The following is a 25,261-nucleotide window of genomic DNA, read 5'->3' on the forward strand; positions in this document are numbered from 1 at the left end:
TTGCAACTCGAGTTCGCTGGATTCTCGCACAATCCTGGCGCCTCGGGCGAGTTCATTGACAGCAAACTCGAATCGATACTACCCTCGGCTGAGGGTAAGATTAGAGGCCGCATTCACGAAGTCACGCCGGCAGGTGGATGGATTCGCGTCATCCCGCGAACCGCACGGCCAAACCGCAACCACCGGATCGCCCGATTTTCTGCGGGCAAAGTGAGGATTGGGAAGATGTCGGACTTCAAGCAGCTTGTGCGCTCGGCTTGGGACGCAGCATGGAACCACGGCGACTCCGATGCGCTCGACGCCATCGTGCACGCGGACTACGCGTTAGAGAATGCCGGACTTGGTCAGACCTCGGGAATCGCTGACCTAAAAGGGCAGATCCGCGATATGCGCGCCGCTATACCGGACCTTCAGACCACGGTGGACATGCTCGTCGTGGATGGCGATGACTTCGCCATCTTCTGGTCCGCCACCGGGACGTTCACGAATCCGTTCGCCGATGTGCCTCCGACGAAACGTTCACTAGAGGCTCACGGCGCAATCCAGGGAACACTGCGCGACGGCCGGATCATCCGAGAGCTTGTCACTTGGGACCCCACCGTCGAGATGTTGTCCGACCTCGGGGCACCGGGCCTCCCCTCGGCGTTCGAGTCTCAGGCCGGCGACTACACCAAGGAGACCGAAGACGGGCCGAGCATAGAAGAGCTCAAGGACTTCAACCGCAAGTTCGTCACGGGTGTCACCGTCGTGACTGCCATCGACTCAGGGGGAAGTCCCCGCGGGCTGGCCGTCAGCGCCTACATGCCGATCTCTCTGGACCCGCCCTTGGTCGTCTTGTGTGTGCAGAAGACGTCGTCGACCTACGCATCCCTTTTCGAGGCTGGTCACCTCGGCGTCAACATCATCGCCAATACTCAGGGGGCCGTCGTCGCCAAGTTCGCGTCGAAGGACCCGGATAAGTTTGCCGAACTTGACTGGCACCCCGCTCCGGCGGGCTCGCCAATGATTGGCGGATCGTCCGCCTCGATCGAGGCAGAGATCAAGGAGCGGTTCCGGGCCAAGACGCACGTCGTGATAGTTGCCCGGGTCACGCACCTGGAGGTCGCCAGCCTTGATCCTCTGGTGTATAAAGCGGGAAAGTTCTACGACGGAGCCTCACTGGCGGAGATGTGAGCGACCCTGGCGCGCAGCGCGCAATCCACACACACGCGAGTGCCTGAACGAGTCTCGCCAACGACAGTTGGCGATACAGATGAATGCGCAGGGCTGGCTAGCCAGCTAAGCATGGGCTCGCTCGGGTGCACGTAGTCCGAGGGTGGAGCTGACTGTGGCGCGGCGCTCAAGCTCGACGACTGAGCGGGCCGCTATGGACACCCGAGTCGAGAATGAGCCGTGGCGAAGTGACGAACGAGATGCCACGCGCGCAGTAGGCCTGGCCGACACTTCAGGCAACGAAGCCGGCCGGCTCATAGACGAGTTCGCGGAGTGCTGGGCGGAGAAATCTATCAAGTTGCCGTGGCTCCACCTCAGATCAGTGGGTGCCTTGCTGAGCACAGCAGTCGGCGAGATCCTCCCCTTTCGGTTGCTGACACCGATGAAGATCGCCGACCGTATTTGGCGGCCTGATGCAACGGAGCGGTCTGCCTAACCGTTGGCAACGAGACCTCTTCGCACGGCGGGTCAGACGGAACGGCCAAAGTTCGCGAAGGGCAAGGACAAACCTGAACAGCGCCCGGTGCTCGACGCGCGCGCCTGGAGTTCGCTTCGAGTTCCACTGCGTAATACGTCATCTGGAGCGGTACGACGCCTCAAGAGCACGAGCGGATCCGAAGGATGGAGTACCGCCCGAGCGTGACCAGGTCACTCGGCGACGACCCGTCTGTCGGCGCGCCAGGGCAATCGGCGCGCCGAATACCCGAGCGCGACGTAGTCACACGCTCCTCAGCGAGGCCTTAAAGCCTGAATCCCACTGGTTAGTGGGTCACGGGTCGAGGAGTCCTGTGGCCTCGTCGGGAGTCTGGGACTTGGCGGTGATCGTCCGGCCAGCGATGTTGATGGTGACCTCGCGCAGTGGTTACAGTGTCTGGACGAGCTTCTTGACACTGATCCCGAAGCGTTCTTGCAGATGGCGGCGATCGCGAGAGCTGTGAAACCTGGTGAGGTGGGCCCTCGATCGACTCGCGCTTGTGGTAGAACATCGGCCGTGCCCGTCGGTCGGCCTTGGACTTCCGAAACGACTGCTCCACGTGGCCGCAATCGTGGCCGCAATCGTGGTCGCTGGCGATGGCATCGGCCGCGGACAGTGTCCGTCCGCCTCGATGGTGACGTAGCCCTTCGAGCCGGCCAATCGCCGTGCGCGAGTCGGTTAGGCCTCGTCAGGCTGGCCACCCCGTTGACGGTCTCAACGAGCATGCTGGTCGATGCCGTCGCATCGACCAGCATGCTCAGATACCTCGGGTCGTCTGTGGAGGCCTGGGCATCCGCGTGCGCGAAGGCAGGGGTCAGTTCTGCAGTTCGCCCTTGTAGCCCCAGTGAGCTGGGTCAACTCCACGCAGAATGATGGCCGTCTCGTTCGCGGCGTCCTCACCGAGGACGGAAGCAACGGCCTGGGTCAGAGCCTCAACCATGTTCTTGCTGAACGTGTCGTCGTCGAACCGATGGTTGAAGAACGATGCTTCGATGTGAGCCATTGTTGCTACTCCTTGTTTGATGGTGAGAATCCGAAACCCTCTTCAACGTCGAGGGCACCTGCAACGGCGCCGGCAACGTCAAGGATTCCCAAGATCGGTCTTGCCTGTTTCAAGACCGAAGACTTCTGTTGCCTCACGCAGGTATCCGGTGACATCGCGACCGGCGCGAACGATGTATCTAAGGTTTGACCGCTGCGCCAGGAGGCTGATTTCTGTGAGCACGTTTCCCTCCACAACAACGACGTCCCCAGCGGCGCCGGACCTCAGCGAACCGAGGTCAGATCGATCCAGCAGCGACGCCGCGTTGGTCGTCGCGGTGGCGAGCGCCTCTTCTGCGGACATCCCATGAGCGACGTAAAGCTCGAGCTCACGGGCGTGAGCGCCGAATGGACACAGCGTGCCTGACGAGTCGGTGCCCATGACCACCTTCACGCCGGCATCCCGGGCATGGACAAAAGACTCAATGGTGCGGTCGTGCGCGTCGCTCAGATCCCCGACCGCGTCTGGGGTGAGGCCGCGGCTGGTCCCTTCGCGCTGACACCAATCGTTGAACGACATCGTCGGAACGAGGAATGTGCCCTTCTCGGCCATCTCGGCAGCGGCGTCTTCACCAAGGTACGAACCGTGCTCGATCGAGTCGACTCCAGCAGCGAGGCTACGTCGAATACCGTCAGCCGAGAGAGCATGAGCGGCCACGCGCAGATCCAGTTCATGCGCTGTCTCGACGATCGTCGTCAACTCAGCCACGCTGTAGTTCGCCCAGTGTGGCTGCTCGCCCTTCGACATGCCCCCGCTGGCCATCACTTTGATGAAATCGGCACCAGCCCGAGCCTGCAACCTCACCAACTTGCGGCACTCTTCCACGCCGTCGGCCGTGTCCCACTTCGTGCGCTTGGTGTATGGGGGGTAGAACAGGTCGCCATGGCCGTTGGTCATTGTGATCCACCACGGCGAGACGACCAGCCGCGGGCCGACCGTAAGGCCCGCGTCGATAAAGTCGCGAAGTTCGACCTCCCCGACGCCTCGGTGACCCATTACTCGAAGAGTGGTGAAACCGGACGCAAGTGCCCGATGAGCGTTTCGCAACCCGTGAAGTAGCTTGCCCGGTCTGCTCACCTGACCCCTGAAAACATCACTGGGGATCACACGGTCGTGGTCGGAGTTCGTCGTCAGGTGAACGTGTGCGTCAATGAGGCCTGGGAGCACGGTGCACCCCTGAGCGTCCAAACGAGGTGTGCCAGCGGGAACTTGCGCCCCACCCTTCGGCCCCGCGTACATCACGGTGCCTGCCTGGATATGCACCAGACCATCCTCGAACAGCTCGCCGAGCCCGGCCCAGACGAGTCCGCCCTCGATGACGATGTCCGCGGTGGTGGTCATCGCAGGTCCAGGAGGCACAGTGATTCCGACATGAGCAATCCCCTCAGAAGGTGTGGTTCTTTCCTCCGAAGACTGCGCTCACGGAGTCATCGGTAAAGATCCTGCTGATTGAGTCAGCGAGCAAGGGTGCACAGGAGAGGACCTTGATCTTGTCGGGGGCACCTGCCCGCAACGGAATCGTGTCCGTCACGACAACCTGCTCGAAGGGCGAAGCGGCCAGGCGCTCGTACGCAGGCCCGCTGAAGACGCCGTGAGTGGCCGCGGCGAGAACTCGGCGGGCACCGGCGTTGATTAGCGCATCGCCTGCCGCACAGAGGGTTCCAGCCGTGTCAATGATGTCGTCGATGACGATCGCAGTCTTTCCACGGACGTCACCGATGACGCTGGTGATCTCGGCGACCTGCTGCTGCGGCCGCTCCTTGTCGAGAATCGCCAGGCCTGCGCCGATCTGGGTCGCGAACTCCTTGTTGAGCTTCACCCGACCAGCGTCCGGAGCGACGATCACCAGGTCGTCGTCAAGGCCGGCGAAGTACTCGCTCAGGATTCCGACCGCGGTCATGTGGTCGACCGGAATCCCGAAGAATCCCTGCAGCTGCCCGGCGTGGAGGTCCATGGTGAGGACTCGGTCGGCACCTGCGGCCTCAAGGGCTCGCGCGACCATACGTGCCGAGATCGGTTCGCGCGGAGCCGACTTCTTGTCCTGCCGAGAGTAGGCGTACCACGGGGTCACTGCGATGACGCGGTGTGCACTTGCACCCACCGCGGCGTCAACCATCACCAGCAGTTCAAGTAGCGAGTCGTTGGTGTTGACGCCGGTCTCCGGATTGCCGCACATCGGCTGAACTATGAAGACATCGGCGCCGCGAATGGACTCATCGAACCGGCTGTACACTTCGCCGCTGGAGAACGTCTTGTGGGTGACCTCGCCCAGCTCGATCTCTAGGCGAGCCGCGATGTCGCCAGCCAGCTTCTCGTTCGACCTCCCTGAGAACATCATCAGTCGCTTGCCGGTCGACTGTAGGGAGATGTCGCTCCGCCAGTGCGGTCCCTGATCGAGTTTCATCTTGGGTTCAACCTTTCGATGACGAGAGTGGTCAATTGCTAAGCGCGGCCAGCGCGCTGAGCGCCTTGGTCTGCGATCAGTGCGTCGATCGCTGCGACGTTGGGCATGCTGGTGCGGGCTCCGGCTGCCTCGACCGACAGGGTCGCGGCGGCGACGCCTCGTTCCGCGGCAGTCTTGATGTCTTGGCCGGCCGCGAGCGCTGCTGCGAAAACACCGTTGAACGTGTCGCCGGCACCGGTGGTGTCGACTACTTGGCGAGCTTTGCCCGCCGCGATCTTCGTAGTGATGCCTGCCGTGTCGCACACGAGCACACCGTCCGCTCCGAGTGTGACTACGACAGCCGACCCCGTGTGACCCGAGACGAAAGCAGCCATTTCTTCGACGGAAGAGTCATCGGTGTGGCCGAGGAGTCGGGACAGGTCCTTCAGTTCGCCGCGGTTCGGAGTGATGATCGGCGCCAACCTAAGCAGATCAAGGATCCCGGGAACCACCGGCGCGGGGTTCAGTACGCATCGCCAGCCTCTTGCGGTCGCTTCTTCGACTGCTGTGATTACGGCCAGCATCGAGATCTCCGTGCTGACCAGGACGCAGCCCGGCCAGCCGTCTGCCCTCTCCACTGCCTTGCGCACGTCGTCTGCGGTGACCGCTGCGTTCGCACCTGCGGCGACGGCGATCTGGTTCTCGCCTGCGCGGTCGACAACGATGACCGCAGCGCCGGTGGCGCACCCTTCCTTGCCTGCGACGTCGGCGACGTCGATCCCTTCAGCGCGCAGTTCCTCCAGCGAGGTCGAACCGAACTCGTCATTACCGACCGCCCCGATGTAGCGGACGTCTGCTCCCGCTCGAGCGGCCGCGACGGCAGAGTTCCCGCCTTTGCCGCCGCCGTGCCGTTGCAGATCGTCGCCAACGACGGTCTCGCCGGGACCAGGCAGGGCGTTCGCAGCTACGACCAAGTCGATGTTGAGGGCGCCGACTACCAGCAGTCGGCCTCTCATGCGGCATCCTCGAGTTTGAACATCGGCTCAAGCACCGGATGCCTGTACGGAGAGCACGGGCACGCCCTGGGCCTGTGCGGTCCACTCCAGGATCGCACTCCACAGTTCGGCGTAGTAGGGCCAGTCGAGGAACTCCTGGGGTGCCCAATGCGGGGCCAGGTCAGAGGCGAACGCCGCGCTCCTTCCGGCGCCGTAGTTGCCGACAACGAGCAACGGGTCGTCTCCGACGCGGGCGATGACGGTCGCGTCAGGCTTAGCGATCAGCCTGTTGTAGCCGAGAAGGTGCGGCCAGCCGGCCGGCGTGCTGCCCAGGGCCGGGTGCTCCGGTTCGCAGACCTCAACTTCGGCGCCTTCAGACATCTCGATGCGGTCGTCGTGGTTGAGCATCGTGACCGGCAGCGGCTCGGCGAGTGGACTCATCCCGAACCGTCCCTTGCCGTCGATGCCGGTGAACGACAGGTACCCGCCGACCATGAGCAGTCCGCCGCCGCGCCGGACGTAGTCCGCAACCAGACCAAGCCGATTCGGAGACTTCTCGGACCGCAGGAACGTCTCGTCGGGCAATAGGAACGAGTTCGACCCGATGTCGGAGATGATGACAATGTCGTAAGCGTCAATCTCATCAGGCGTCCGCGGGAATCTCAGCGTGATCTCGTGGCCGCGGACGTAGGTGACGTCGAAGCCTGCATCGTCGAGGCAACTGAGGAAGAAACCGGCACCCTCTTCGTACTCGGTCGAGTGGAACTGATCGAAGCCCTTCATGTGGATCGTGTGCTTGATCCACGACTCGCCGACAAACAGGACTTTGATCGGAGAACCGGTGATTTTCATTAGTTTGCACTCCTTTGCGCAATTTGCTGCGTTTCTGTCCTGGACACGAGTTGCCGACCGAGTGCGTATGCCTCGCGGATGTCGGTACCCACGTACCTGGCTGCCGCCAGTGACGCCAATGCGGGCGTCGCGTTGACTGCGACCGAGTTCGGAAAGGTTCGAAAGAGTTCCATGTCGCTGGACGAGTCGCCATAGACGACGCAGTCAGCGGGGCTCAGGTTGCGTGCCGCCAAGGCGGAGGCCGTGATGGTGACCTTGGCCATCGGCATCAGGGTTGCGGAGCTTGCGAGCGGCTGGCCGATCTCGACCGTCGAGCCGTGGGCTTCCGCTGCCCCCAACAGCGTCAGGCCCTTCACGAAGAAGGTCGGTGACTGCGAGATGACGATGACGTCTTCGCCTTGCGCCTTGATCGCAGCGAAAGTCTGTTCGATTCCGTCCATCCACGGCGCGTTGTCGAAGGCAGCTTTCAAGTCAGCGTCGGTTGCGTTTCCACATATCTCGAGGAGCTTGAGCCAGAAGTCGTCGTCCGAGATCGAGCCCTCACCCCATTGGCGTTCGATCTCTTCGCCGACCTCGAGGTTCCCCAATTGGCGTGCCAGCTCGATGGTGGCAGTGCCCCTGAGAAGGGTGCCGTCCATGTCGAAGACATGGAGCCGGGAGACGGTTGACCTGTGCAGGTTCACGGCAAGGGCTGCCCTTCAGAGTCGAGGGTTGGCCTCCGGTCGAGCACGACGGTCTTGTTCTCCAGGTAGGGCAGTAGGCCTGCGAGTCCGCCTTCACGGCCGAAACCGGATTCCTTGAATCCGCCGAATCCGATGCCGAAGTCCGCTCGGTTGCCGTTCTGGCCGACGGTGCCGGCCTGGAGGCGGCGCGCGATTGCTCTGGCGCGGTCTGCGTCGTTCGTGAACACCGACGCGTTGAGGCCGAACCGGGAGTCGTTGGCGACGCGGATCGCGTCCTCATCGCTCGCAGCCGGAATCACGGAGAGAACCGGCCCGAAGATCTCTTCTTGGGCGAGCCTGGACCTGTTGTCCACGTTCGCGAACACGGTTGGCTCGACAAACCACCCTCGGTCCAAGCCCTTCGGGCGACCGCCACCGTGGGCAAGTCGCGCGCCCTCTCGCGTGCCAATCTCGATGTAGCCCTCGACCCGGTCGCGCTGCCGCGACGTCGCCAGCGGTCCCATGTTGACGGTGGCGTCGTAGGGGTTCCCGACCTTGATGCGCGAGAAGCAGTCGGTGATCGCGTCCACGAACTCGTCATGCCGGTGCTTGGGAACGATGATGCGTGTCAGTGACGCGCAGATTTGGCCGGACACGAAGCACGCTCCGCCCGACAGGCTGTCGGCGGCCTCGGTCATGTCCATGTCGTCAAGGATGACCGCGGCGGACTTTCCGCCCAGTTCTAACGTGTACCGCCCTATCCGATCAGCCAGGATCCCGGCGATGTGCTTGCCGACTGCCGTTGAGCCAGTGAAGGCGACCTTGTCGACCCGTCGGTCTGTGACGAGTGCCTCGGATGCTTCCCTGTCTGCCGTCAGCACGTTCACGACGCCCGGAGGCAGTCCGATCTCCTCTGCGACCTCAGCTACGATGTACGCAGCACCGGGCGCCTCAGGCGAGCCCTTGATGACCACCGTGCAGCCGGCAGCTAGCGCCGGAGCCAGCTTGAAGGCGATCAGTCCCATCGGGGTGTTCCACGGGATGATGGCTCCGACGACACCGACCGGCTCGGCAACGATCATGCCGAACCCTTCACCGGAGCTGGTGCGAGCTTCCTGCTCGAACGGGTACGTCTCGGCCAGGTCGGCGTAGTAGTCGAACGCTGCGGGAACTTCGGACAGGACTGCTGGGACGATGCTCGCGATGACTCCGGATTCGCGGGGCCAGATCTCGACCATGTCGTCGACGCGCCTTTCGAGGCCGCGGGCCATAGCGCGCAGGAACTCGGCACGCCGCCTCGGAGGCATCCGCGGCCAGGGGCCTTCGTCGAAGGCTCGCCGAGCAGCTTCGACGGCGCGTTCGACATCGGCGGCCTGACCCTCGGCAACACTGTAGAACAACTTTTCAGTGGCTGCTTCGATCACGTTGATCTTGTTGTCAGTCGTCGGCTCGACCCACTCCCCGCCGATGAAGAACTTCCCTGCGTTTGCGATCGGCGCGTTCGCTGTGTTGGTCGCCATTAGTCGATTACCTCCAGTTTCGGATAGGGCAGGAGTGGGGTGTACACCATTCTGGGGACAACCCGAGGATTTGAGTCGCTGGAGAAATTAGGTCACGTCAACAGTTCTTCAAACGGACCAGCGTCCGTCACCCGGCGGCGAATAGCCTGATACAGGGGGCCCGATTTCTCTCGCTTACTGAAGGCGGCGTCCCATTGGGGGTCCTTAATGAATGCTGCCCACTTGGTCTCAAGCTCAGCCAGGTCGCGGAACCGCATGGTGTAGATCAGCTCGTTGAACGAGTTGTCGCCGAGGGTCGTGAAGCCGACGTGAACCAGCTCCATCTCGTGCTTCTTGAAGAGCGGCACTACTTCAGTTTTGAAGAGGTCGACGACATCTCCCAGACGACCAGCAGTGGGGACGTACTCTCGAACTTCGTAGATCATCTGGGCTGTCTCCTCGTGGTTACCTTGAGCATTGAGTCTCAACGCGCGCTCCGTACCGTCCTGCCCCGGGCACGGGGTTCAAGGCTTCGGTACATTCGTGAACTCGGCTCGCTAATCGGCGAACGCGGGAAGCACTTCCTCGGACATAAACTTGAGGTTCTTCACGATGTCGTCGGCTGGCTGGCCGACAGCGATCAGGCACGCGAGATGGTCGACGCCAACCTTTTCGTAGCTCTTGAAGCGCTCGATCATCTTGTCGGGCGTTGTAAGGATCGGATCGGCGTACTTCTCCAGGAGGTTCTCCCTGGAGAATGAGTGGTTCTCCGGCGTCATCCTTCCGCGGTGGACGTAGTCACGGCTTTCGCCCACATCGCGAGTCGCGAGCCGGCCTTCCTTCGTGTCCACAGTGCCGGGACCCTTCACCAGAGCCATGTAGTAGTTGTACTCGTTGACGACATCGTCGAAGTACTCGAGAGCCTCTTCTTCGGTCCGGCCGAGCCAGGTGTGGCGGAGAACCATCACCTCACCCCGCGTGTTGCCAGAGGTCTCGATCTCCTCGTTGTACGCAGCGAGAAGATCCTCCAGGTCACCGTATGGCTCGAAGTTGCCGTAGTTCGGCGCCGTGATGAGGTTCAGGCCCTGCTGTGCGACCTTGCGGACCCCGTCAGTGCTCTGGGACGCGACCCAGATGTCCGGGTGCGGCTGGCTGGCTGGCTTGGGGACCAGGGTGGTCGGCGGGAACGAGTAGTACTGGCCGTCGTGGGCGACGTCGTCTTCGGTGAAGAGCCGTCGGATGATCTCCAGACCCTCTTCGTACATCGCCCGCTGGTCGGCAGGTTTGACCCCGAGCCGGTCCAATTGGAATCGGCTGCCTCCACGGGCGACGCCGATTCCGACTCGCCCGGGGGCAAGGTTGTCGAGGAGGCTCATCTCCGATGCGACGAGCAGAGGGTTGTACGCCGGCAGCACGACAACGCCAGGAACGATGCGGAGCCGCTTGGTCCGCTGAGCTGCCACGGTGGCGAACATCATCGCCGAGGGGTTGGTGACGTAGTTCTGGAACTGGTTCTCGTTGATCGTGATGCCCTCGAATCCATACTCCTCGGCAGCATCAACGATCTTGATCATGCCGTCCAGGACCTCGGACCAGGGGCGGCTCATGTCCGGATAGAAGAAGGGCGCCGTTACCCAAATCTTCATTCCCATCGTGTTCTCCTCAACTTGGTGTTTCGCGCTCTGCCTTGCGCCTGAAGGGTTGTTCAGGTTTGTTCGGTTGGGTGCGGCGGGGGAATGCCGTCTGCACCGCACCCAACCGAGGGTTAGCCGACGGCCCCGGCGAGGGGCTCGACCAGCATCGGGGCGAGGTAGTCGCCGTACCACTCCTGCGGCACGGGTGCCTCGCTCGCGGAGATCAATTCGGAGAAGTCCCACTTCTTGAGAAGCTTGCCGTTGCGGAAGATGGGCTTCAGCAGGTTCTGCTCGGAGCTGACCGAGTCGCGACGGACGGTCCTGTACTCGCCGTCCTCGAGGATCAGTGCGAGGCGTCCGGCCTTGGAGACTTTGAAGTCCGCCCCGGTCGGCGCTTTAGCGATGTCGCGCCACTCCCCGTTGACACAGACGGCGTTGGCCTTCTGCGCGAAGTTGTTCGTGTCGCGGTTGACGTGCTGAAGGAGGCCGCCACCCATGCCGAAGACAGCGTTGTCGGCTGCCAATCCGCGGCGCTCGAGCTCTTTGAACACCTCGCGCAGGCTCGGGCCAGTGACGCCGTCACCCTGAACGACCCGGATGAACGGCGGAAGGATCTTGAAGCCCTTACTGTTGACCTCGTACCCGAACGCGTCCATGAGCCACTCGGTCGTGTCGGCGGTGACCTGAACGATGTCGCCGGAGTCGGGGCGAGCGCCCACCAGACCGGGGAACTTCTGGACCATATCCTTGAGCTCGCCGCCCAGGATGTTCTTGATGCAGTTCTCGTGGTCGTATGTGTCGGTCAGAACGAGCGCAAACCCGTGCTCGCGGTACGTCTCAAGCATGTTGCGGATCGCGTCGACCTCGTGGTCACGGCCCCAGGCCGTAAATCCCGCATGCTCGGAGTTCGGGCCCGAGTTCGACGGGGCGACCGCGTTGTACCAGCGCTTGGCTGCCAAGATGCCCGGAGTGGTGTCGCTCTGGTTGAAGTTGACCAGATGCGCCATGCCGCCGAGCGCAGCGGACTGCTGCGAACTGACGCCGCGGGCGCCGTAGTCATGCAACATGTGCCGCAGGATGCCCTCGTTGTCGGAGGTCCGCTCCAGGGCGGTCCGGATAACCTGCTTGCAGAGCCAGCTCAGCGTGCCGATCGTTGTCGGGTACCAGATGCCGCGCAGCAGGGCGGTCTCGAAGAAGCTGGTCACCCAGTAGTACTTCGGGTCCGTGTTGATGATCTGGACCAAGACGTTCCGGCTGGGCAGAACTGTGCCCTCGGGGATCGCCTCGATCTCCACGGGCAGGTAGCCGTCATGGTCGTTGAGGATGCCCATCCAGTTCTCGCGGTTGAAGTGCATCCCCTGCTCACGCATCAGGAACTCTGCAGCGTCGATGTCCTCGAGGGTGATCGGACGCATCAGGTAGTCCCGGATGTAGGCCTGGAGGCCGACGAACATCGTCACCGGGAACTCGCCACCCCGCGATTCGATGTAGGACGAGATGTACTCGGTGCCCGGCGGGTAGAGCGAATAGTGACAGTGCTTGTAGTTGTCGGTGTTGATCAGGATGTTGTCGAACTGGTCACCCAAGGACATCGCAGCTGCTCCTTTATGTCAGTCGGCCCTCCGACCCGCGGTCGGGATCGGGACTAGTATCGATTCTAGGTATGTCGCTATGACCTCGTGAACTTCCGCATAGCGCCCGCTCTTCTAGGAAGTAGAAACCTTTCTACGTCGAGAACGGTACAACGTGATCTAGGTCATGTAAACAGTTCTTCCCGAGGAACTTCGATCGTCCACTTCCTTCGCCGTAGTAGCGCTGCACGGGAACCGGCCTCTCGACCAGGTCGACGTGCACCAGCGTTCGACAGTCGGGCGCCGAAGCCGATGTACCCACCGGCCTCGCGCCGGCCGACCGCGGCCACTCCCAACAGCGTTGCCGCTGCTCGTAGGCACTTTGACCCGGTTCGCGGCGTGCGCGCGGCATTGGAAGACCACCCGGCAGAACTCAGACCATGCGCCGCCTTCGCGACGAGTCTGGAGGTAACTGACACTCCAAATTGCGACCGTGCATGACCTTGGCGGATGGCCGCGAAAGCGTTCTAGCGCCGGATCATCACATGTTGATCCCCGGCTGCCGCGTCCTAGCGCGACAGAGCCAGGTAGAATCGAGTAAAGTTTGCACTATGCGGCCGAGCGTGTCGCTCGAGGATGGGAGGTGATCGTGGCCCGAGACTCAGAGGCCAAACCGGCGCGCAGGCCGACCATGAAGGACGTCGCTGATCGTGCAGGCGTTGTTGTCAGCACCGTTAGCTACGTGCTGAACAACAGCGGACCCGTGGCGCCCGACCGTCGCGAGCGGGTGCTCGAGGCGGTCAGCGCACTCGGATACCTGCCGAACGAGTCGGCACGAAACCTGAAACGCCGAAGCGTTGCCACCATCGGTCTCGTGGTCCCGGATCTGGTCAACCAGTACTTCGCGATGATCGCCGAAGGCGTGGAGCATGCCGCATCCGAGAAGGATGTCTTGGTTGTCTTCTGCACGCCCGAATCGACTGGCACTGGCGAGTCTTGGAACAGCCGACTGCTGCGCAGCCAACGACTCGACGGTCTGATCTACCTGTCGGGCGCCGAGACTCGAATGGCGTCCCTCGTTGACCTGACCAGGGTCGGCCCAGTCGTCCTCGTCGACGAGAAGTTGCCCGGGTTCGATCTGCCCTCAGTGGTGTCGCAGAACCGGCACGGGGCGAAGGCAATCGCGACCCACCTCACGTCGCTCGGTCACCGACGATTAGCCATTCTCGGAGGCCCCGTCGAGCTCTGGACGGCGGATCAGCGTCTGTCGGGGTATCGCGAAGCCGTCGCGGCTGCCGGAATTGACCCAGACATCGTTCCTGTCCTCGAAGGCGACTATCGCATTTCGTCGGGCGAAAAGCTGGCAGCTGAGTTGCTGGACCGTCCCGCGAACGACCGACCCACAGCCCTGATCTGCGCGAACGACCTAATGGCCATCGGTGCGCTCTCGTACTGCCGACGCGTGGGGTTGCGTGTCCCCGAGGACGTCTCAGTTGTGGGATTTGACGACCTCCCGTTCGCTTCGCTACTTACGCCTAGTTTGACCACAGTCCGACAGCCCGCCCGAGAGATGGGCATCGCCGCGACCAGGCTTCTGCTCGGAATGGTTGAAGGCGAAAACCCCACGGCCCCTCCACCGGTGGCCGTCACTCCGATGATTCGAGATTCGACCGGTCCCGCTTCTGAGACTTGACCCGTCACGAGCACAACCGGTGTGTTGATTGCCGGCTAAACGACGCCTTCGTGTGGCGCCGCTTGGAATGACGCCACCGGTGGCCTAGTCGCCGCCAACCTCGTTCTCGGATCCTGCGGTCGCGGTTGGCGACGCGTCCACAGGCTCCATCGGTGACCAGCCTGTCACCTCAGTCGCATTTGGATCACCAGCTCTGGTCGCATCGCCATGGTGTGTCCGAGCGCTCAGTGTCCCAAGGTCTTCCAGAACAACGACGCCAGGCTGGACGGTCTGCCCGACCTCGCCTCGCTGCGGTCCGCGAAGCTGAACGCGGCCGTGCCTGCGTTCACGCCAATCCAGCGCAGCGGCTCGGGTTCCCATCGGGGCGAGGTTCGTCCTGCCCATGGCAGGGCGCGGATGTCGGAGTCGAGGTCGAGAATCTCCGCCGCCAGCGTGCGGCCGGCAAGGTTCGCCGTCGCGACACCGTCTCCGACGTATCCGCCCGCCTGCGCGAGACCGGTTCGCCTGTCGTAGGAGACCGACGGGAACCAGTCCCGTGGGATGCCTAGGTTGCCGCCCCAGGCATGCGTGAACTCCACTCCAGCGAGCTGGGGGAAGAGCTCAACTAGCGTGCCCCGCAACATGTCGTGGACTCCCTCGTCACAGTCGAACTCGGGCCGCACCTTTGAACCAAAGTGGTAAGGCGCGCCACGGCCCCCGAAAGCGATGCGGCCGTCGCGCGTGCGCTGGCCATAGATCCGGAGGTGGCGTTTGTCGCTGAAGGTCTCGCGCTCCGCCAGCCCGACCTCCTGGAGGAGATCGGTCGGGAGCGGCGCGGTCGCGACCATGAGGGAGTACATCGGCACGATGTCTCGATGCGCACCAATCAGTTGCGGCGTATAACCCTCGGTGGCGCGCACCACTGCCTTTGCCCGGACGTCCCCACGGCTCGTACGCACGACTCCGGGAGCGAGTTCGATGGCCTCCGTGTTCTCGTAGAGCTGTACGCTGCGAGCGCGGACCGTCTCCGCGAGACCGCGTACAAGCTTCGCCGGCTGCACAGCCGCACAATGGGGCGTGAACGTCCCACCCAACACGTTCGAAGCGCCAACGCGTCGACTCGCCTCCGCGCCGTCTACGAACTCGAGGTCGCCCTGGCTGAAACCCCAGTTCCGCCAGTTCGCTACCTCTGCGTGAGCGCGGGCAAGCTGGGCCTCGTTACGAGCGACGGACACATAGCCGCCATGTGTCCAATCGCAGTCGATCTCTTCAAGATCGACAACTCGACCAATCTCGCTGACAGTCTCGAACATCGCCCGTTGCATGGCGAGCGCTGCCTCGCGTGAGCTCTCGGTTGCAACCTTACGGAATGTAGCCGGGAAGATCGCCGAACACCAACCGCCGTTGCGGCCAGACGCGCCGAACCCGACGAACTCCTTCTCCAAGATCGCGATCTTCAACGACGGATCCGCTTCCGAGAGGTAGTACGCAGCCCAGAGACCGGTGTAGCCTCCGCCGACGATCACCACATCCACATCTATGTCCCCCGGGAGCACCGCCTTCACGGTGCCATCCATGCCGGCATCTTCGTGCCACAGGCTCAGGTATGCGGGGACGCGTTGAGTGCTCATGGACGAACACTGACATCTCGGTGCCGCCGACTGAATCGGACGTTGATCACAAGCTCACCGTCCGAACTGTCGTTCAGCACAACGCGCCAATTGGACGCACCTGGGCGCCGCCGGTGGTGTTGTCGCACCGCTCGGCGATGGCCGACGACTGCTGGAACCGCTACTGGTGACGTTCGATTTACAGAACCCATCGGCAGTCCTCAGAAAGATACGGCTCACACGCCAGGCAGCGTGGCTCGTCACAACCCCCGCAGGGCACAAGTTGACCCCCGCAATCGTCGCAGGCCAAACGATTTCGGGACTGAGTCTTCGACCAACCGGTCTTCGCGGTCCTCGGCCAAGGCCTTGTTCCCGCGGATTGCCGTGTCACCGTCATTGTCTCCAGGCTCCTCGATCCTTGGCTTCCGCAGATTTGCAGTGCCACAGGATCAGTGTGACGCCCCGAGACTCTCGCTACTTTGTCGGATTCAGAAGGAGGAAGTGGGCCGATGTCGCCTTCCTTGCAACGGCAAAGACAGGCCGAAGACCAGCAGACTCTGGCCATGTCAACTCCGGTGCCGCTGAACAACTTGGAGCCTTGGGGCGGTCGGTGGTTATAACCGAACGTTTGGCCATCGGCACACCGCCCCGCGGTGCCGGGCTCGGCGACTTACTGGTTGGATCACTCACCGACCGAGGTGACTATCGAATCCTCTGATCCGCTGGGATTCACCGGGAAATCAGTCCAGAGGATCGCTGAACGCGCCCCTCCGAACAAGCCGCAGCGGCTCACGCTTGTATGGTAGCGCGATCGCTGGGTTGGGCGACTCGAACTCGCGCGCAAGTCTGTGACCCTCGAACGTTACATCGGCCAGCGGGCGCGGCGAGAGCGCATCCCCGATGCAGTGGACAGCTTCGATTCCCGCTTCTTCCAGCGCCTCATGATCACGGACGAGTTCCTGGTACAAACCGTCGACCGGGACCCGCACGGTCACCAACACGAGTGCATCGGTTTCCAGCGTGAAGGGCTCCTCGAATTGACCCACTCCATAGATCCGCCCGAATTGGGCGGCACTCAACAACACCTCACGATGCATGGCCACGCCGCTGCCGTGAAGCGAATCACGGATCGCCGATCCCTCCAACGTCATATCCGCCTCAGCTGCCACCTGAGCATGTGGCGTGACAAGATCGACTTTATACCCCTCGTCGGCGAGGAGCTGGGCAACGCCAGCGCCCATGTAATAGCCCTCAGCGTCGTAAACGGTGACTTGGCTCCCTTCAACGGGACGCCGACCCTCAATCAGCAGCTGCTCGGGGGTAAACACCCAGTCGGCCCCTTCGACGACGCCCTCCAGTGGGGCGTGCGTACCGGGCGTGAGCCCCGTGCCCGACCACTGAGCCCCGGTCGCGACGACCACATGCGATGCCCCGTAGTCGCGGATGTCGTCTGCATCCAACCTGGTCGATGGGATGAACTGCAGATTCGGGAGCTTCCCAATTTGGATCATCCGATGGTCAATGAAACGCGTCCATTCCTGCAGACCCGACAGTCTCCCGACTGGTCGAAGATGCCCGCCGAGATGCTCCGCGGCGTCCACGAGGTGCACCATGTCCGCTCCTCGTTTCGCCAGACCGATCGCCGCCTCCATACCCGCTGGACCGGCGCCCACAACCAGGACGCTGACTTCGGGACGGGCGAGAACGTCGAAACGCTCCGGGTGCCACCCGCGCCTGAACTCCTCGCCCGAGGTGGCATTCTGTGCACAGGTAAGATTTCCCCGGTCGAGGCTGCTGATGCAGTGGTTGATCCCCATGCATTCGCGGATGTCCTCGGTGCGCCCCTCCAGGACCTTCTGCGGGAAGAAGGGATCCGCGATTGACTGACGGGCGGATCCAACGATGTCGATGAGCCCGGATCGGACTGCCTGCGCCATGAGATCAGGACTTGTCAGTCGCGAGACTCCCACCACCGGCTTCTGCGCGGCGCGGCGCACACGCCCGAAGAGCTCCAGGTTGCGGCCTTCGGGAATGACCCGCGAGGGACTGATATCGCTCCCCCAATCCAGGGAGCCGACGTTCAGGTCCCAGAGGTCGACCAGCGGATCGGCCATTCGTACCAGCGCCACGGTGTCGTCAATGCTCTGTCCCCACGGACCTTGCGTTTCGACTGCCAATCGCGTCGCAATGGCGCAGTCACCACCCACGGCGTCCCGGACTTGACTGAGCGTCTCGAGCCAGAACCGTGCGCGGTTCCCCAACGATCCGCCATACCCGTCCGTACGGTGGTTGTGAAAGGGCGACAGGAACTGCGCGCACAGGTAGCCATACCCCGCAAGCACGTCCACGATGTCATAACCGACATCGCGAGCGCGCACCGCGGCATTTACGAAGGACTGCTGGACCCTTTCGATGTCGTTCCGGCTCATGATCTTCGGAGTCCCCGGCGGGCACGCCGGCGGGGGCAGGTCAGAGGACATGCCGGACGCGGAGAGAGCGGGCTCACGGGAGAGCCGACGCAGCGCGTGGACGCCGCCGTGATGGAGTTCGATGCTCGCCAGAGCGCCATGATCATGCACGGAATCCACCATCAATTTATGGCGACAGGCGTCTTCCTCGTCCCAGATGTCGCTTGAGTGTAAGGGCCACTCGTCACTGCTGGGATCGACACTGGAAAATTCCGTCGACACGACTGCCCATCCGCCTTCCGCACGAGCTGCCCGGTATGACGCCCAGGTGGCCGGGCGGAGCGTCCCGTATGCGGTACCGTGCGGGACATTGTAAAGGCGGTTACGGAGAGTCTTGGGCCCGATGTCAATTGGCTCGAAGAGGACCTTGTGATGTTCAGCTGGGGGCACGAGTACGGACCTCATGTTGATAATCGTCGGTGATCGCGGGACAGCACCGTCCGGTACCCCACCGAAACTAGGCGTTCGGCACCGTCGACATACCTAACGTTCATATCAGCCGGCGCAATCGTGGAGGAACGCTAGGGCGGACGCCTCGACTTCCTCTTGTCATGAAGAGACGGAAGAAGGCTGCATCCTGCCGGATCTCTGCAACTGGTTCCGGAGGGGCATGAGCCCTGCCATCGTCGACAATGAACTACTACCTCCCTGAGAGGTCGAGGATCTGTTGCCGGTTACCTGCAAGCAGCCGGGGACCTTTGCCCGCCTCGGTGTACGTAGCGTTCCAGATTCTCTCCTAGGTTGATGTGGTGACTGCCGCCCAGGCCTCGTGTCGACCTGGTGTCGCACTGCAACGGTTAGCCGACATCGCGAGGAAGGAAATACGGTGCGCGAGATCTTGGAGGAACTCACGAGATGGTGGGACCAGGGTGAACCAGTGGGTCTCGCCACTGTTGTGAGTACATCGAACTCGGCCCCTCGAGACCCCGGTGCTGCCATGGCGGTCGTGGCCGACGGGACCGTCCACGGCTCAGTCTCAGGCGGCTGCGTGGAGGGGGCGGTCTATGAGCTCGTACGCGAGGTCGTGGCTGAAGGGGCACCGGTGCTTGAAGAATATGGGTACTCCGACGATGATGCGTTTGCCGTCGGCCTGACCTGCGGTGGACAGCTCGAGATCTTCGCCGAGCGAATCGACAGAACGTCCTTCCCCCAATTTTCTGACGTCGTCGACGACGTCCGCGGTGGACGTCCCGTAGCACTCGCGACGGTCGTCGACCACCCCGATCCCGCCCGGCTTGGTCGGCGTCTCGTGGTTCGCTCAGCAGGCGTCGCCGTGCCCACGGCAGGAACACTGGGAAGCCTGAGCGCTGACAAGGCGATCGCGGATGACGTCTTGGGAATGCTCGCCGTCGGTCACAACGGTTTGCTGACCTACGGACCCGACGGTGAGCGGCTCGGCGAGGGCATGAGGGTCTTTGTGCAGTCATTCGCACCAAAGCCAAGGCTGCTCGTTTTCGGCGCCATCGACTTCGCTGCTGCGGTTACGAATGTCGGCTCCTTTCTCGGCTACGAGGTGACGGTGTGCGATGCACGACCAGTGTTCGCAACGCAGGCTCGGTTTCCGGCGGCCGACGAGGTGGTGGTGGACTGGCCACACCGCTACTTGGCGAAGGAGCACGACGCTGGACGCATTGACCAGCGTACGGTCATCACGGTTCTCACCCACGACCCGAAGTTCGACGTTCCTCTACTGCAATGCGCTCTAGACCTTCCTGCCGCCTACATCGGTGCGATGGGCTCTCGCCGCACGCACAGCGACCGGCTCGCCCGGCTTCGCGAAGTGGGTGTTGGCGAGGACAAGCTCGATCGACTGTCGAGCCCTATCGGCCTGGATCTTGGAGCTCGAACTCCCGAAGAAACTGCAGTCAGCATTGCGGCCGAGATCATCGCGCACCGTTGGGGCGGCACCGGGTCACCCCTGCGGGAGACGCGCGGTGCCATCCATCACTCTGGTTGACATTCTCGTCGATGTCGTCGATGTCGTTGAATCTCCTGGAGACGCAGCACGCTCTGCCAGTTCGACGACGTTCTTCAGGAGCATCGCTCGCGTCATGGGTCCCACACCTCCGGTAGCTTGCGTCCATTTGCCTGCGACCTGTTCGACATCGGGATGCACATCCCCGAGGATGCCTTCAACCGTACGGGTGATTCCCACCGACAGCACTGTCGCGCCAGGCTTGATCCAAAACGGCTTCACCAGGTGCGCGACGCCAGCCGCGGCGATCACGACGTCGGCGACACGCGTGTGTGCGGCGACGTCGATGGTCGCGTCATTGCACATCGTCACTGTGGCGTGCTCGCTCGGCCTCGTCAGCATCAGTCCGAGGGGCCGACCGACGGTGGTTCCACACCCGATGACGCAAAACTGCGAACCCGTGATCGGAACATCGTTCCCCCTCAACAGTTCTAAGATGCCACGCGGAGTGCATGGCAGCGTCGCGGGTTGCCCCAACACCAGACGACCGAGGTTGGTGGGGTGTAGGCCGTCGGCATCCTTGTCCGGGTCCACGGCATTCAGCACTTCGTGTGTGTCGATATGTCGCGGGAGTGGAAGCTGCACAATGAATCCAGAGCAGCGGGGATCCGCGTTCAGCTGAGCGACGGCCGCGAGCACGTCGTCGTGTTTTGCCGACGCCCTCAGCTCGATACGCAGCGACTCGATGCCCACCTCCGCGCAGTCGCGATGCTTGCCAGCGACGTAGGCACGAGAGCCGGCGTCGTCACCCACCAGGATGGTTCCGAGTCCCGGCCGTCGGCCGGCGCCCGCCAATGCCTCAACACGGCCCTTCAGACCATCCTTCACCCCGCTTGCCGCTCGATTGCCGTCGATAACCGTGGCTTTCCGTCCCATCTGCGTGCCCGACCTTTCGCGTCCACCGCGCTGAGGCGGCTGTCTTACTAGCGCGAAAACAGTGCCTCGGACCTTGCTGCAACGTAAGTGGCAGATCGGATGAGTTGCTCCCACCGACTGCGGCGATCGTCTAGTCGACCTGGACGTCCGTGGGTTGATCGATCGAACAAGAGGACTGCACCAAGTCGACCCTTCGACGCATGGAACAACGGCCGGCATCGGGCGGAGGCTGGACATCGACGGAAAGGTGGATCCATGGGAGAGCAGCAACTTCCCCCTCGCGCGCAGGTCGTGATCGTGGGTGGCGGCATCATCGGGGCGAGTACCGCCTACCATTTGGCGCGCCGAGGATGGAGCGATGTCGTGCTCCTCGAGCAGAACACGCTCACCTCGGGTACGACGTGGCATGCTGCCGGGCTCATCACCCAGGCCCGCGGCACGTGGGGAACCCGTGAGGTGGTCCAGCGCAGCCTAGAGATCTTTCAAGACCTTGAGGCGGACACCGGCTTCTCGACGGGGTTTGTGAAGACCGGCACGATGAACCTGGCCACGTCGAGGCAACGTCTCGAGGAGATCAGACACCAAGCAAGCGTCGTACGCAGCAACGGCATCGACGCAGAACTGCTCACCGTGGATCAGACGCTTGAGCTCCACCCACTGCTGAACCCGGCGGGTCTCCACGGGAGCCTCTACTTCCCCGAAGACGGACGCGGCACCGCTACGGACACCACGATCTCCCTGGCACGCGGCGCCACTGCTCGCGGCGCCCGTGTCATTGAAGGCGTTGAGGTAACCGGTTTCAGAACGACTGGTGACCGCATCAGCGGCGTCACCACGTCCGCAGGAGACATCGAGTCGGAATACGTCGTCAACGCCACCGGGATGTGGGGGCGCGAGGTGGCGGCTAAGGCCGGGGTGGCGGTGCCACTCCAAGCGCTCGCGCACTACTACGTCGTCACAGAAGCCATCAAGGACCTGCCACGCAACCTGCCCACGCTCAAGAGCGGCGACGAGTACGCCTACGTCAAGGACGAAGCGGGCGCGCTGATGGTTGGGTTCTTCGAACCAGGCAGCTACCCGTGGGGCTCGAAAGGCATTCCACGAAGCAAAGGGTACGTCCACCTTCCCGAGGACTGGGAGCATCTGGGACCCTTCTACGAGAAGATGGTGGAGCGGGTCCCTGTCCTCGCCGACGCTGGTATCCGCTTACACTTCTCGGGTCCTGAGAGTTTCACCCCCGACGGTCATTATCATCTGGGGGAAGCGCCCGACCTGCGCAACTACTTCGTGGCGGCGGGGTTCAACTCGGTTGGTTTCCTCTCGGGACCTGGTGCGGGCTCCGTGCTTGCCGACTGGATAATCGATGGCCGCTCCCCCATCGACATGCCCGAGACAGACCCAGCTCGAGTGCAGCGGCATGAAGTCAATCGGCGCTTCCTGGAAGCGCGGGTCGTCGAGACCTTGGACCTCGCCTACGACGTCCACTGGCCGTTCCAGCAGCGCACAAGTGCACGTCAACTGCGCCTCAGCCCCTTATACGGCCCGACCAAGGCAGCGGGTGCAGTCTTCGGTGAGTTGGCCGGCTGGGAGCGGGCCAACTGGTATGCCCCTCCCGGCGTGGCACGGGAGTACAAGTACACCTTTGACCGGGCGAACTGGTTCGAGCATTCCGCCGCTGAGCACTCCGCGATCCGTGATGGTGTCGGCATGATCGACACCTCCTCGTTCGGCAAGCTGCTGGTTCAGGGCCGAGACGCCGAAAAGGTACTCAGTCGTCTCTCGGTTAACAACATCGACACTGAGGTCGGCAAGCTCGTATACACGCAATGGCTCAACGAGTACGGAGGTATCGAGGCAGACGTCACGGTCACTCGCATCGCGGAGCACGAATTCCTGGTGCTCTCGGGGCCAACCACCGTGAACCGCGACCTCGCACGACTACGGCGTCACATCGACGCTGACGAGTTCTGCACTGTCGCGGATGTCAGCGGCACGATGGCGATGGTTGCTGTCATGGGACCCGAAGCTCGAAGGCTCCTCCAACCCCTCACCGATGCCGACCTCTCCGCCGCAGAGTTCCCATTCGGTGCGTCGCGAGAGATCGACCTCGGGTTCGGTTTCGTCCGCGCCACCCGCGTCACCTACGTCGGTGAGCTCGGCTGGGAACTGCTGATTCCCAGTGAGATGGCGCACCACGTCTGGGACCTACTCTGCCAAGCGGGTGCCCCGCATGGACTTCGGCCAGTCGGGTACCACGCCATGAATTCCCTCCGCCTCGAGAAGGGCTACCGAAGCTGGGGACACGATATTTCAGCGGCTGATGACCCCATTCAGGCGGGACTCTCCTTCACCGTCAAGTGGGACAAACCCGGAGGCTTCATCGGGCGCGAGGCGCTGGAGAAGATCCGAAACCGCGGCGTCGACCGTCGTCTGGTCCAGTTCTTGCTCGATGATCCCGACCAGCAGCTTGTCCACGACGAGCCGATCTACCGCGATGGAGTCCTCGCCGGCCGTGTCGCCTCTGCCCAGTACGGGCACGCGCTCGGTGGCGCCGTAGCGCTCGGATGGGTCACCGCCGACGAGGTCGTTCCGCGCTCCTGGTTCGAAGAGGGCGACTACAGCATCGAAGTCGCGGGCGAACGGGTCACCGCAACTGCCTCACTCCGTCCTATGTACGACCCCAAGTCCGAAAGGCCCAAGTCCTGATGCGCGATCTCATCCTCACATTGTCCTGCACCGACCGACCGGGGATTGTGGCACTCGTCGCTGGCTTCCTGGCGGACCGCGGCTTCACCATCCGCGACAGTCAGCAGTTCGGCGACGTCGACACAGGCCTATTCTTCATGCGGGTTCATGCGGCCCGCGAAGGCGCACTCGATCTCCGCAAGCTACGTGGAGAGCTGCTGGACACGGTTGCTGGGCCGCTCAATGCCGAAGCACGACTCCATGACCCTTCTCAGCCGCATCGCATGCTAGTGATGGTCTCAAAGCAGGGCCACTGCCTGAACGATCTGCTGCACCGTGTCCGCACGGGCTCGATGCCAGCCTCCATCTCGGCGGTAGTTTCCAACCACGAGAGCTTTCGGGACCTGGTGGAGTGGCACGGCATCCCTTACCACCACATCCCTGTATCGCCCGATAGCAAGCGGAGCGCCGAGGACGAGCTGCGAAAGCTTGTGGCGACCTATGCCGTAGACACGGTGGTGCTGGCGCGGTACATGCAAATCCTCAGCGACGATCTTTGCAGGGACCTGGCGGGGCGGGCCATCAACATCCACCACAGCCTCCTACCCAGTTTCAAGGGCGCGCGTCCTTACAACCAGGCGTATGCCCGAGGCGTGAAGGTGATCGGGGCTACCGCCCACTACGTCACCGCCGATCTCGACGAGGGGCCAATCATTGAGCAGGACTTCACGCGGGCGGACCACACCATGGATGCGAGCGATCTCATCGCCATCGGCCGCGATCTAGAAGCACTTGCGCTAGCGCGTGCCGTGACCGCTCACGCAGAGCAGCGAGTGCTCCTCAACGGTTCTAAGACGGTGGTTTTCCGATGACCCCACTGGCCGAGTCACATTGCATAATCACTCTGTGCTGAGTAGATCCAAGGTTCGTAGTGCAAGGTACAGCTCCGCCTGGGTTCCGAACTCCCGCAGATCAGCACCGGTCAACTCCTCAACCTTCCTGATGCGGTACACCAACGTCTGCTTGTGGATGCCCAGGCGACGAGCGCCCTCCTGCCATGAGCGATTCACCGAGAAATAGACTCGCAGCGAGCGGATCAGATCAGTGTCGTGCGCAGCGTCATAGTCGATGACCGGACCTAGCAACCGACGCACCGCAGCCTCCCCCTCCGCGACAGTCCGAGGCATGAAGGTGGCGCCCTGCGACCCATAGACGGCGAATTGCGCTCCAGACTCCTGTGCTCCTTCGAGGGCCCAGCGCGCCTCACGGGCCGCGTCAGCGAAGCGACTGACCGATGCAAACGGCTGGCTGGCACCCGCCACTGCACCGGATGCGGCGAGTTCCTCTTCAAGTTCCTTGGAATGGAACAGCTCGTCAGTCACCAAGACAAGATGAACGCCATTGACGATCGTCTGCACGATCGCCCACTCAGACAGCGCGAGGCCACCGGCGGTGTGGTCGGTTGACCGCGGAGAGACCTCGGGTCTCTCGGCAGGGCCAGACGAGCTACCGCCTTTGCGCTGACAAGCTGTCACACGCCATGGTCCTGGGCCAATCCCCAGAGCGCAGAGCTGTGAATAGGCCTGATCGGGGTCAATCGTGCCGTCGAGCATTCGGCGGACCAGAGTGGAGCCGCGGTCGCGGGACCGC

At 62.9% G+C, this 25,261-nt stretch carries 19 protein-coding genes; 5 read left to right on the forward strand and 14 right to left on the reverse strand.

The features are described 5' to 3' along the window. Complete coding sequence (locus ACFX43_RS06185) at window positions 1-1,173, forward strand: flavin reductase (protein ID WP_378818302.1); 1,173 nt, start codon at window positions 1-3, stop codon at window positions 1,171-1,173. A 1,328-nt stretch (window positions 1,174-2,501) separates the two neighbouring features. Here the strand turns inward: ACFX43_RS06185 and ACFX43_RS06190 are convergent. The 10 genes from ACFX43_RS06190 to ACFX43_RS06235 form a co-directional block, all read right to left on the reverse strand. After that, the gene (locus ACFX43_RS06190; RefSeq protein ID WP_378818305.1) at window positions 2,502-2,690 is read right to left on the reverse strand and encodes a 4-oxalocrotonate tautomerase family protein; all 189 of its coding nucleotides are present in this window, start codon (window positions 2,688-2,690) and stop codon (window positions 2,502-2,504) included. Window positions 2,691-2,768: 78 nt separating this feature from the next. After that, a complete protein-coding gene (locus ACFX43_RS06195; RefSeq protein WP_378818307.1) occupies window positions 2,769-4,070 on the reverse strand; it encodes an amidohydrolase family protein in 1,302 nt (433 codons plus the stop codon). A 43-nt stretch (window positions 4,071-4,113) separates the two neighbouring features. After that, entirely contained in the window at window positions 4,114-5,133 is a 1,020-nt protein-coding gene (locus ACFX43_RS06200; RefSeq protein WP_378818309.1) for a ribose-phosphate diphosphokinase, read from the reverse strand. Between the two features lie 38 nt (window positions 5,134-5,171). After that, window positions 5,172-6,128 carry a PfkB family carbohydrate kinase gene (locus ACFX43_RS06205; RefSeq protein ID WP_378818312.1) on the reverse strand — a complete coding sequence of 319 codons (957 nt, stop codon included), beginning with the start codon at window positions 6,126-6,128 and terminating at the stop codon, window positions 5,172-5,174. 27 nt (window positions 6,129-6,155) lie between these two features. Continuing rightward, window positions 6,156-6,959: a glutamine amidotransferase gene (locus ACFX43_RS06210; protein WP_378818315.1), complete on the reverse strand. Its 804-nt coding sequence runs from the start codon at window positions 6,957-6,959 to the stop codon at window positions 6,156-6,158. Then, window positions 6,959-7,642 carry an HAD family hydrolase gene (locus ACFX43_RS06215; RefSeq protein ID WP_378818318.1) on the reverse strand — a complete coding sequence of 228 codons (684 nt, stop codon included), beginning with the start codon at window positions 7,640-7,642 and terminating at the stop codon, window positions 6,959-6,961. The genes ACFX43_RS06210 and ACFX43_RS06215 overlap by 1 nt, the downstream gene beginning before the upstream one ends. Further along, complete coding sequence (locus ACFX43_RS06220) at window positions 7,639-9,141, reverse strand: aldehyde dehydrogenase (protein ID WP_378818319.1); 1,503 nt, start codon at window positions 9,139-9,141, stop codon at window positions 7,639-7,641. The genes ACFX43_RS06215 and ACFX43_RS06220 overlap by 4 nt, the downstream gene beginning before the upstream one ends. A 92-nt stretch (window positions 9,142-9,233) precedes the next feature. Further along, window positions 9,234-9,566, reverse strand: coding sequence for an NIPSNAP family protein (locus ACFX43_RS06225; protein WP_378818321.1), 333 nt, complete (start codon window positions 9,564-9,566; stop codon window positions 9,234-9,236). A gap of 111 nt (window positions 9,567-9,677) precedes the next feature. Further along, a complete protein-coding gene (locus ACFX43_RS06230) occupies window positions 9,678-10,772 on the reverse strand; it encodes an LLM class flavin-dependent oxidoreductase (RefSeq protein ID WP_378818324.1) in 1,095 nt (364 codons plus the stop codon). 113 nt (window positions 10,773-10,885) lie between these two features. After that, on the reverse strand, window positions 10,886-12,346 hold the full coding sequence (locus ACFX43_RS06235) for a nicotinate phosphoribosyltransferase (RefSeq protein ID WP_378818326.1): 1,461 nt from the start codon (window positions 12,344-12,346) through the stop codon (window positions 10,886-10,888). 622 nt (window positions 12,347-12,968) lie between these two features. Between ACFX43_RS06235 and ACFX43_RS06240 the strand changes: the two genes are divergently transcribed. Next, window positions 12,969-14,018 (forward strand): LacI family DNA-binding transcriptional regulator, encoded by a 1,050-nt coding sequence (locus tag ACFX43_RS06240; protein ID WP_378818329.1) that lies wholly within the window; start codon window positions 12,969-12,971, stop codon window positions 14,016-14,018. A 224-nt stretch (window positions 14,019-14,242) separates the two neighbouring features. On the opposite strand, the gene ACFX43_RS06245 is transcribed toward ACFX43_RS06240, so the two are convergent. Together ACFX43_RS06245 and ACFX43_RS06250 are read right to left on the reverse strand one after the other, a co-directional pair. Then, window positions 14,243-15,628, reverse strand: a complete 1,386-nt coding sequence (locus ACFX43_RS06245; RefSeq protein ID WP_378818331.1) for an NAD(P)/FAD-dependent oxidoreductase — start codon at window positions 15,626-15,628, stop codon at window positions 14,243-14,245. 719 nt (window positions 15,629-16,347) lie between these two features. Further along, window positions 16,348-18,480: an NAD(P)-binding protein gene (locus ACFX43_RS06250; protein ID WP_378818335.1), complete on the reverse strand. Its 2,133-nt coding sequence runs from the start codon at window positions 18,478-18,480 to the stop codon at window positions 16,348-16,350. 421 nt (window positions 18,481-18,901) lie between these two features. Between ACFX43_RS06250 and ACFX43_RS06255 the strand changes: the two genes are divergently transcribed. Next, window positions 18,902-20,032: an XdhC family protein gene (locus ACFX43_RS06255; protein ID WP_378818337.1), complete on the forward strand. Its 1,131-nt coding sequence runs from the start codon at window positions 18,902-18,904 to the stop codon at window positions 20,030-20,032. Here the strand turns inward: ACFX43_RS06255 and ACFX43_RS06260 are convergent. Beyond that, window positions 19,988-20,926, reverse strand: a complete 939-nt coding sequence (locus tag ACFX43_RS06260; protein ID WP_378818339.1) for a tetrahydrofolate dehydrogenase/cyclohydrolase catalytic domain-containing protein — start codon at window positions 20,924-20,926, stop codon at window positions 19,988-19,990. The two genes, ACFX43_RS06255 and ACFX43_RS06260, sit on opposite strands and share 45 nt — an antisense overlap. A gap of 255 nt (window positions 20,927-21,181) precedes the next feature. On the opposite strand from ACFX43_RS06260, the gene ACFX43_RS06265 reads away from it, so the two are divergent. After that, the gene (locus ACFX43_RS06265) at window positions 21,182-23,632 is read left to right on the forward strand and encodes an FAD-dependent oxidoreductase (RefSeq protein ID WP_378818342.1); all 2,451 of its coding nucleotides are present in this window, start codon (window positions 21,182-21,184) and stop codon (window positions 23,630-23,632) included. Next, on the forward strand, window positions 23,632-24,483 hold the full coding sequence (gene purU / locus ACFX43_RS06270) for a formyltetrahydrofolate deformylase (protein ID WP_378818345.1): 852 nt from the start codon (window positions 23,632-23,634) through the stop codon (window positions 24,481-24,483). Before ACFX43_RS06265 ends, purU begins: the two co-directional genes overlap by 1 nt. 27 nt (window positions 24,484-24,510) lie before the next feature. Here purU and ACFX43_RS06275 read toward each other — a convergent pair. Next, on the reverse strand, window positions 24,511-25,261 hold a 751-nt coding region (locus tag ACFX43_RS06275), incomplete at its 5' end, for a PucR family transcriptional regulator (protein WP_378818348.1).

The sequence above is a fragment of the Nocardioides sp. YIM B13467 genome (assembly GCF_042788075.1).
GTDB lineage: Bacteria > Actinomycetota > Actinomycetes > Propionibacteriales > Nocardioidaceae > Nocardioides.

Excerpts from the sequence above, each read along its gene's own strand:
- ACFX43_RS06190 (WP_378818305.1), bottom strand. The coding sequence starts at position 2,690 with ATGGCTCACATCGAAGCATCGTTCTTCAACCATCGGTTCGACGACGAC.
- ACFX43_RS06195 (WP_378818307.1), bottom strand. The coding sequence starts at position 4,070 with ATGACCACCACCGCGGACATCGTCATCGAGGGCGGACTCGTCTGGGCC.
- ACFX43_RS06200 (WP_378818309.1), bottom strand. The coding sequence starts at position 5,133 with ATGAAACTCGATCAGGGACCGCACTGGCGGAGCGACATCTCCCTACAG.
- ACFX43_RS06205 (WP_378818312.1), bottom strand. The coding sequence starts at position 6,128 with ATGAGAGGCCGACTGCTGGTAGTCGGCGCCCTCAACATCGACTTGGTC.
- ACFX43_RS06210 (WP_378818315.1), bottom strand. The coding sequence starts at position 6,959 with ATGAAAATCACCGGTTCTCCGATCAAAGTCCTGTTTGTCGGCGAGTCG.
- ACFX43_RS06220 (WP_378818319.1), bottom strand. The coding sequence starts at position 9,141 with ATGGCGACCAACACAGCGAACGCGCCGATCGCAAACGCAGGGAAGTTC.
- ACFX43_RS06225 (WP_378818321.1), bottom strand. The coding sequence starts at position 9,566 with ATGATCTACGAAGTTCGAGAGTACGTCCCCACTGCTGGTCGTCTGGGA.
- ACFX43_RS06230 (WP_378818324.1), bottom strand. The coding sequence starts at position 10,772 with ATGGGAATGAAGATTTGGGTAACGGCGCCCTTCTTCTATCCGGACATG.
- ACFX43_RS06235 (WP_378818326.1), bottom strand. The coding sequence starts at position 12,346 with ATGTCCTTGGGTGACCAGTTCGACAACATCCTGATCAACACCGACAAC.
- ACFX43_RS06245 (WP_378818331.1), bottom strand. The coding sequence starts at position 15,628 with ATGAGCACTCAACGCGTCCCCGCATACCTGAGCCTGTGGCACGAAGAT.
- ACFX43_RS06250 (WP_378818335.1), bottom strand. The coding sequence starts at position 18,480 with ATGAGGTCCGTACTCGTGCCCCCAGCTGAACATCACAAGGTCCTCTTC.
- ACFX43_RS06260 (WP_378818339.1), bottom strand. The coding sequence starts at position 20,926 with ATGGGACGGAAAGCCACGGTTATCGACGGCAATCGAGCGGCAAGCGGG.
- ACFX43_RS06265 (WP_378818342.1), top strand. The coding sequence starts at position 21,182 with ATGGGAGAGCAGCAACTTCCCCCTCGCGCGCAGGTCGTGATCGTGGGT.
- purU (WP_378818345.1), top strand. The coding sequence starts at position 23,632 with ATGCGCGATCTCATCCTCACATTGTCCTGCACCGACCGACCGGGGATT.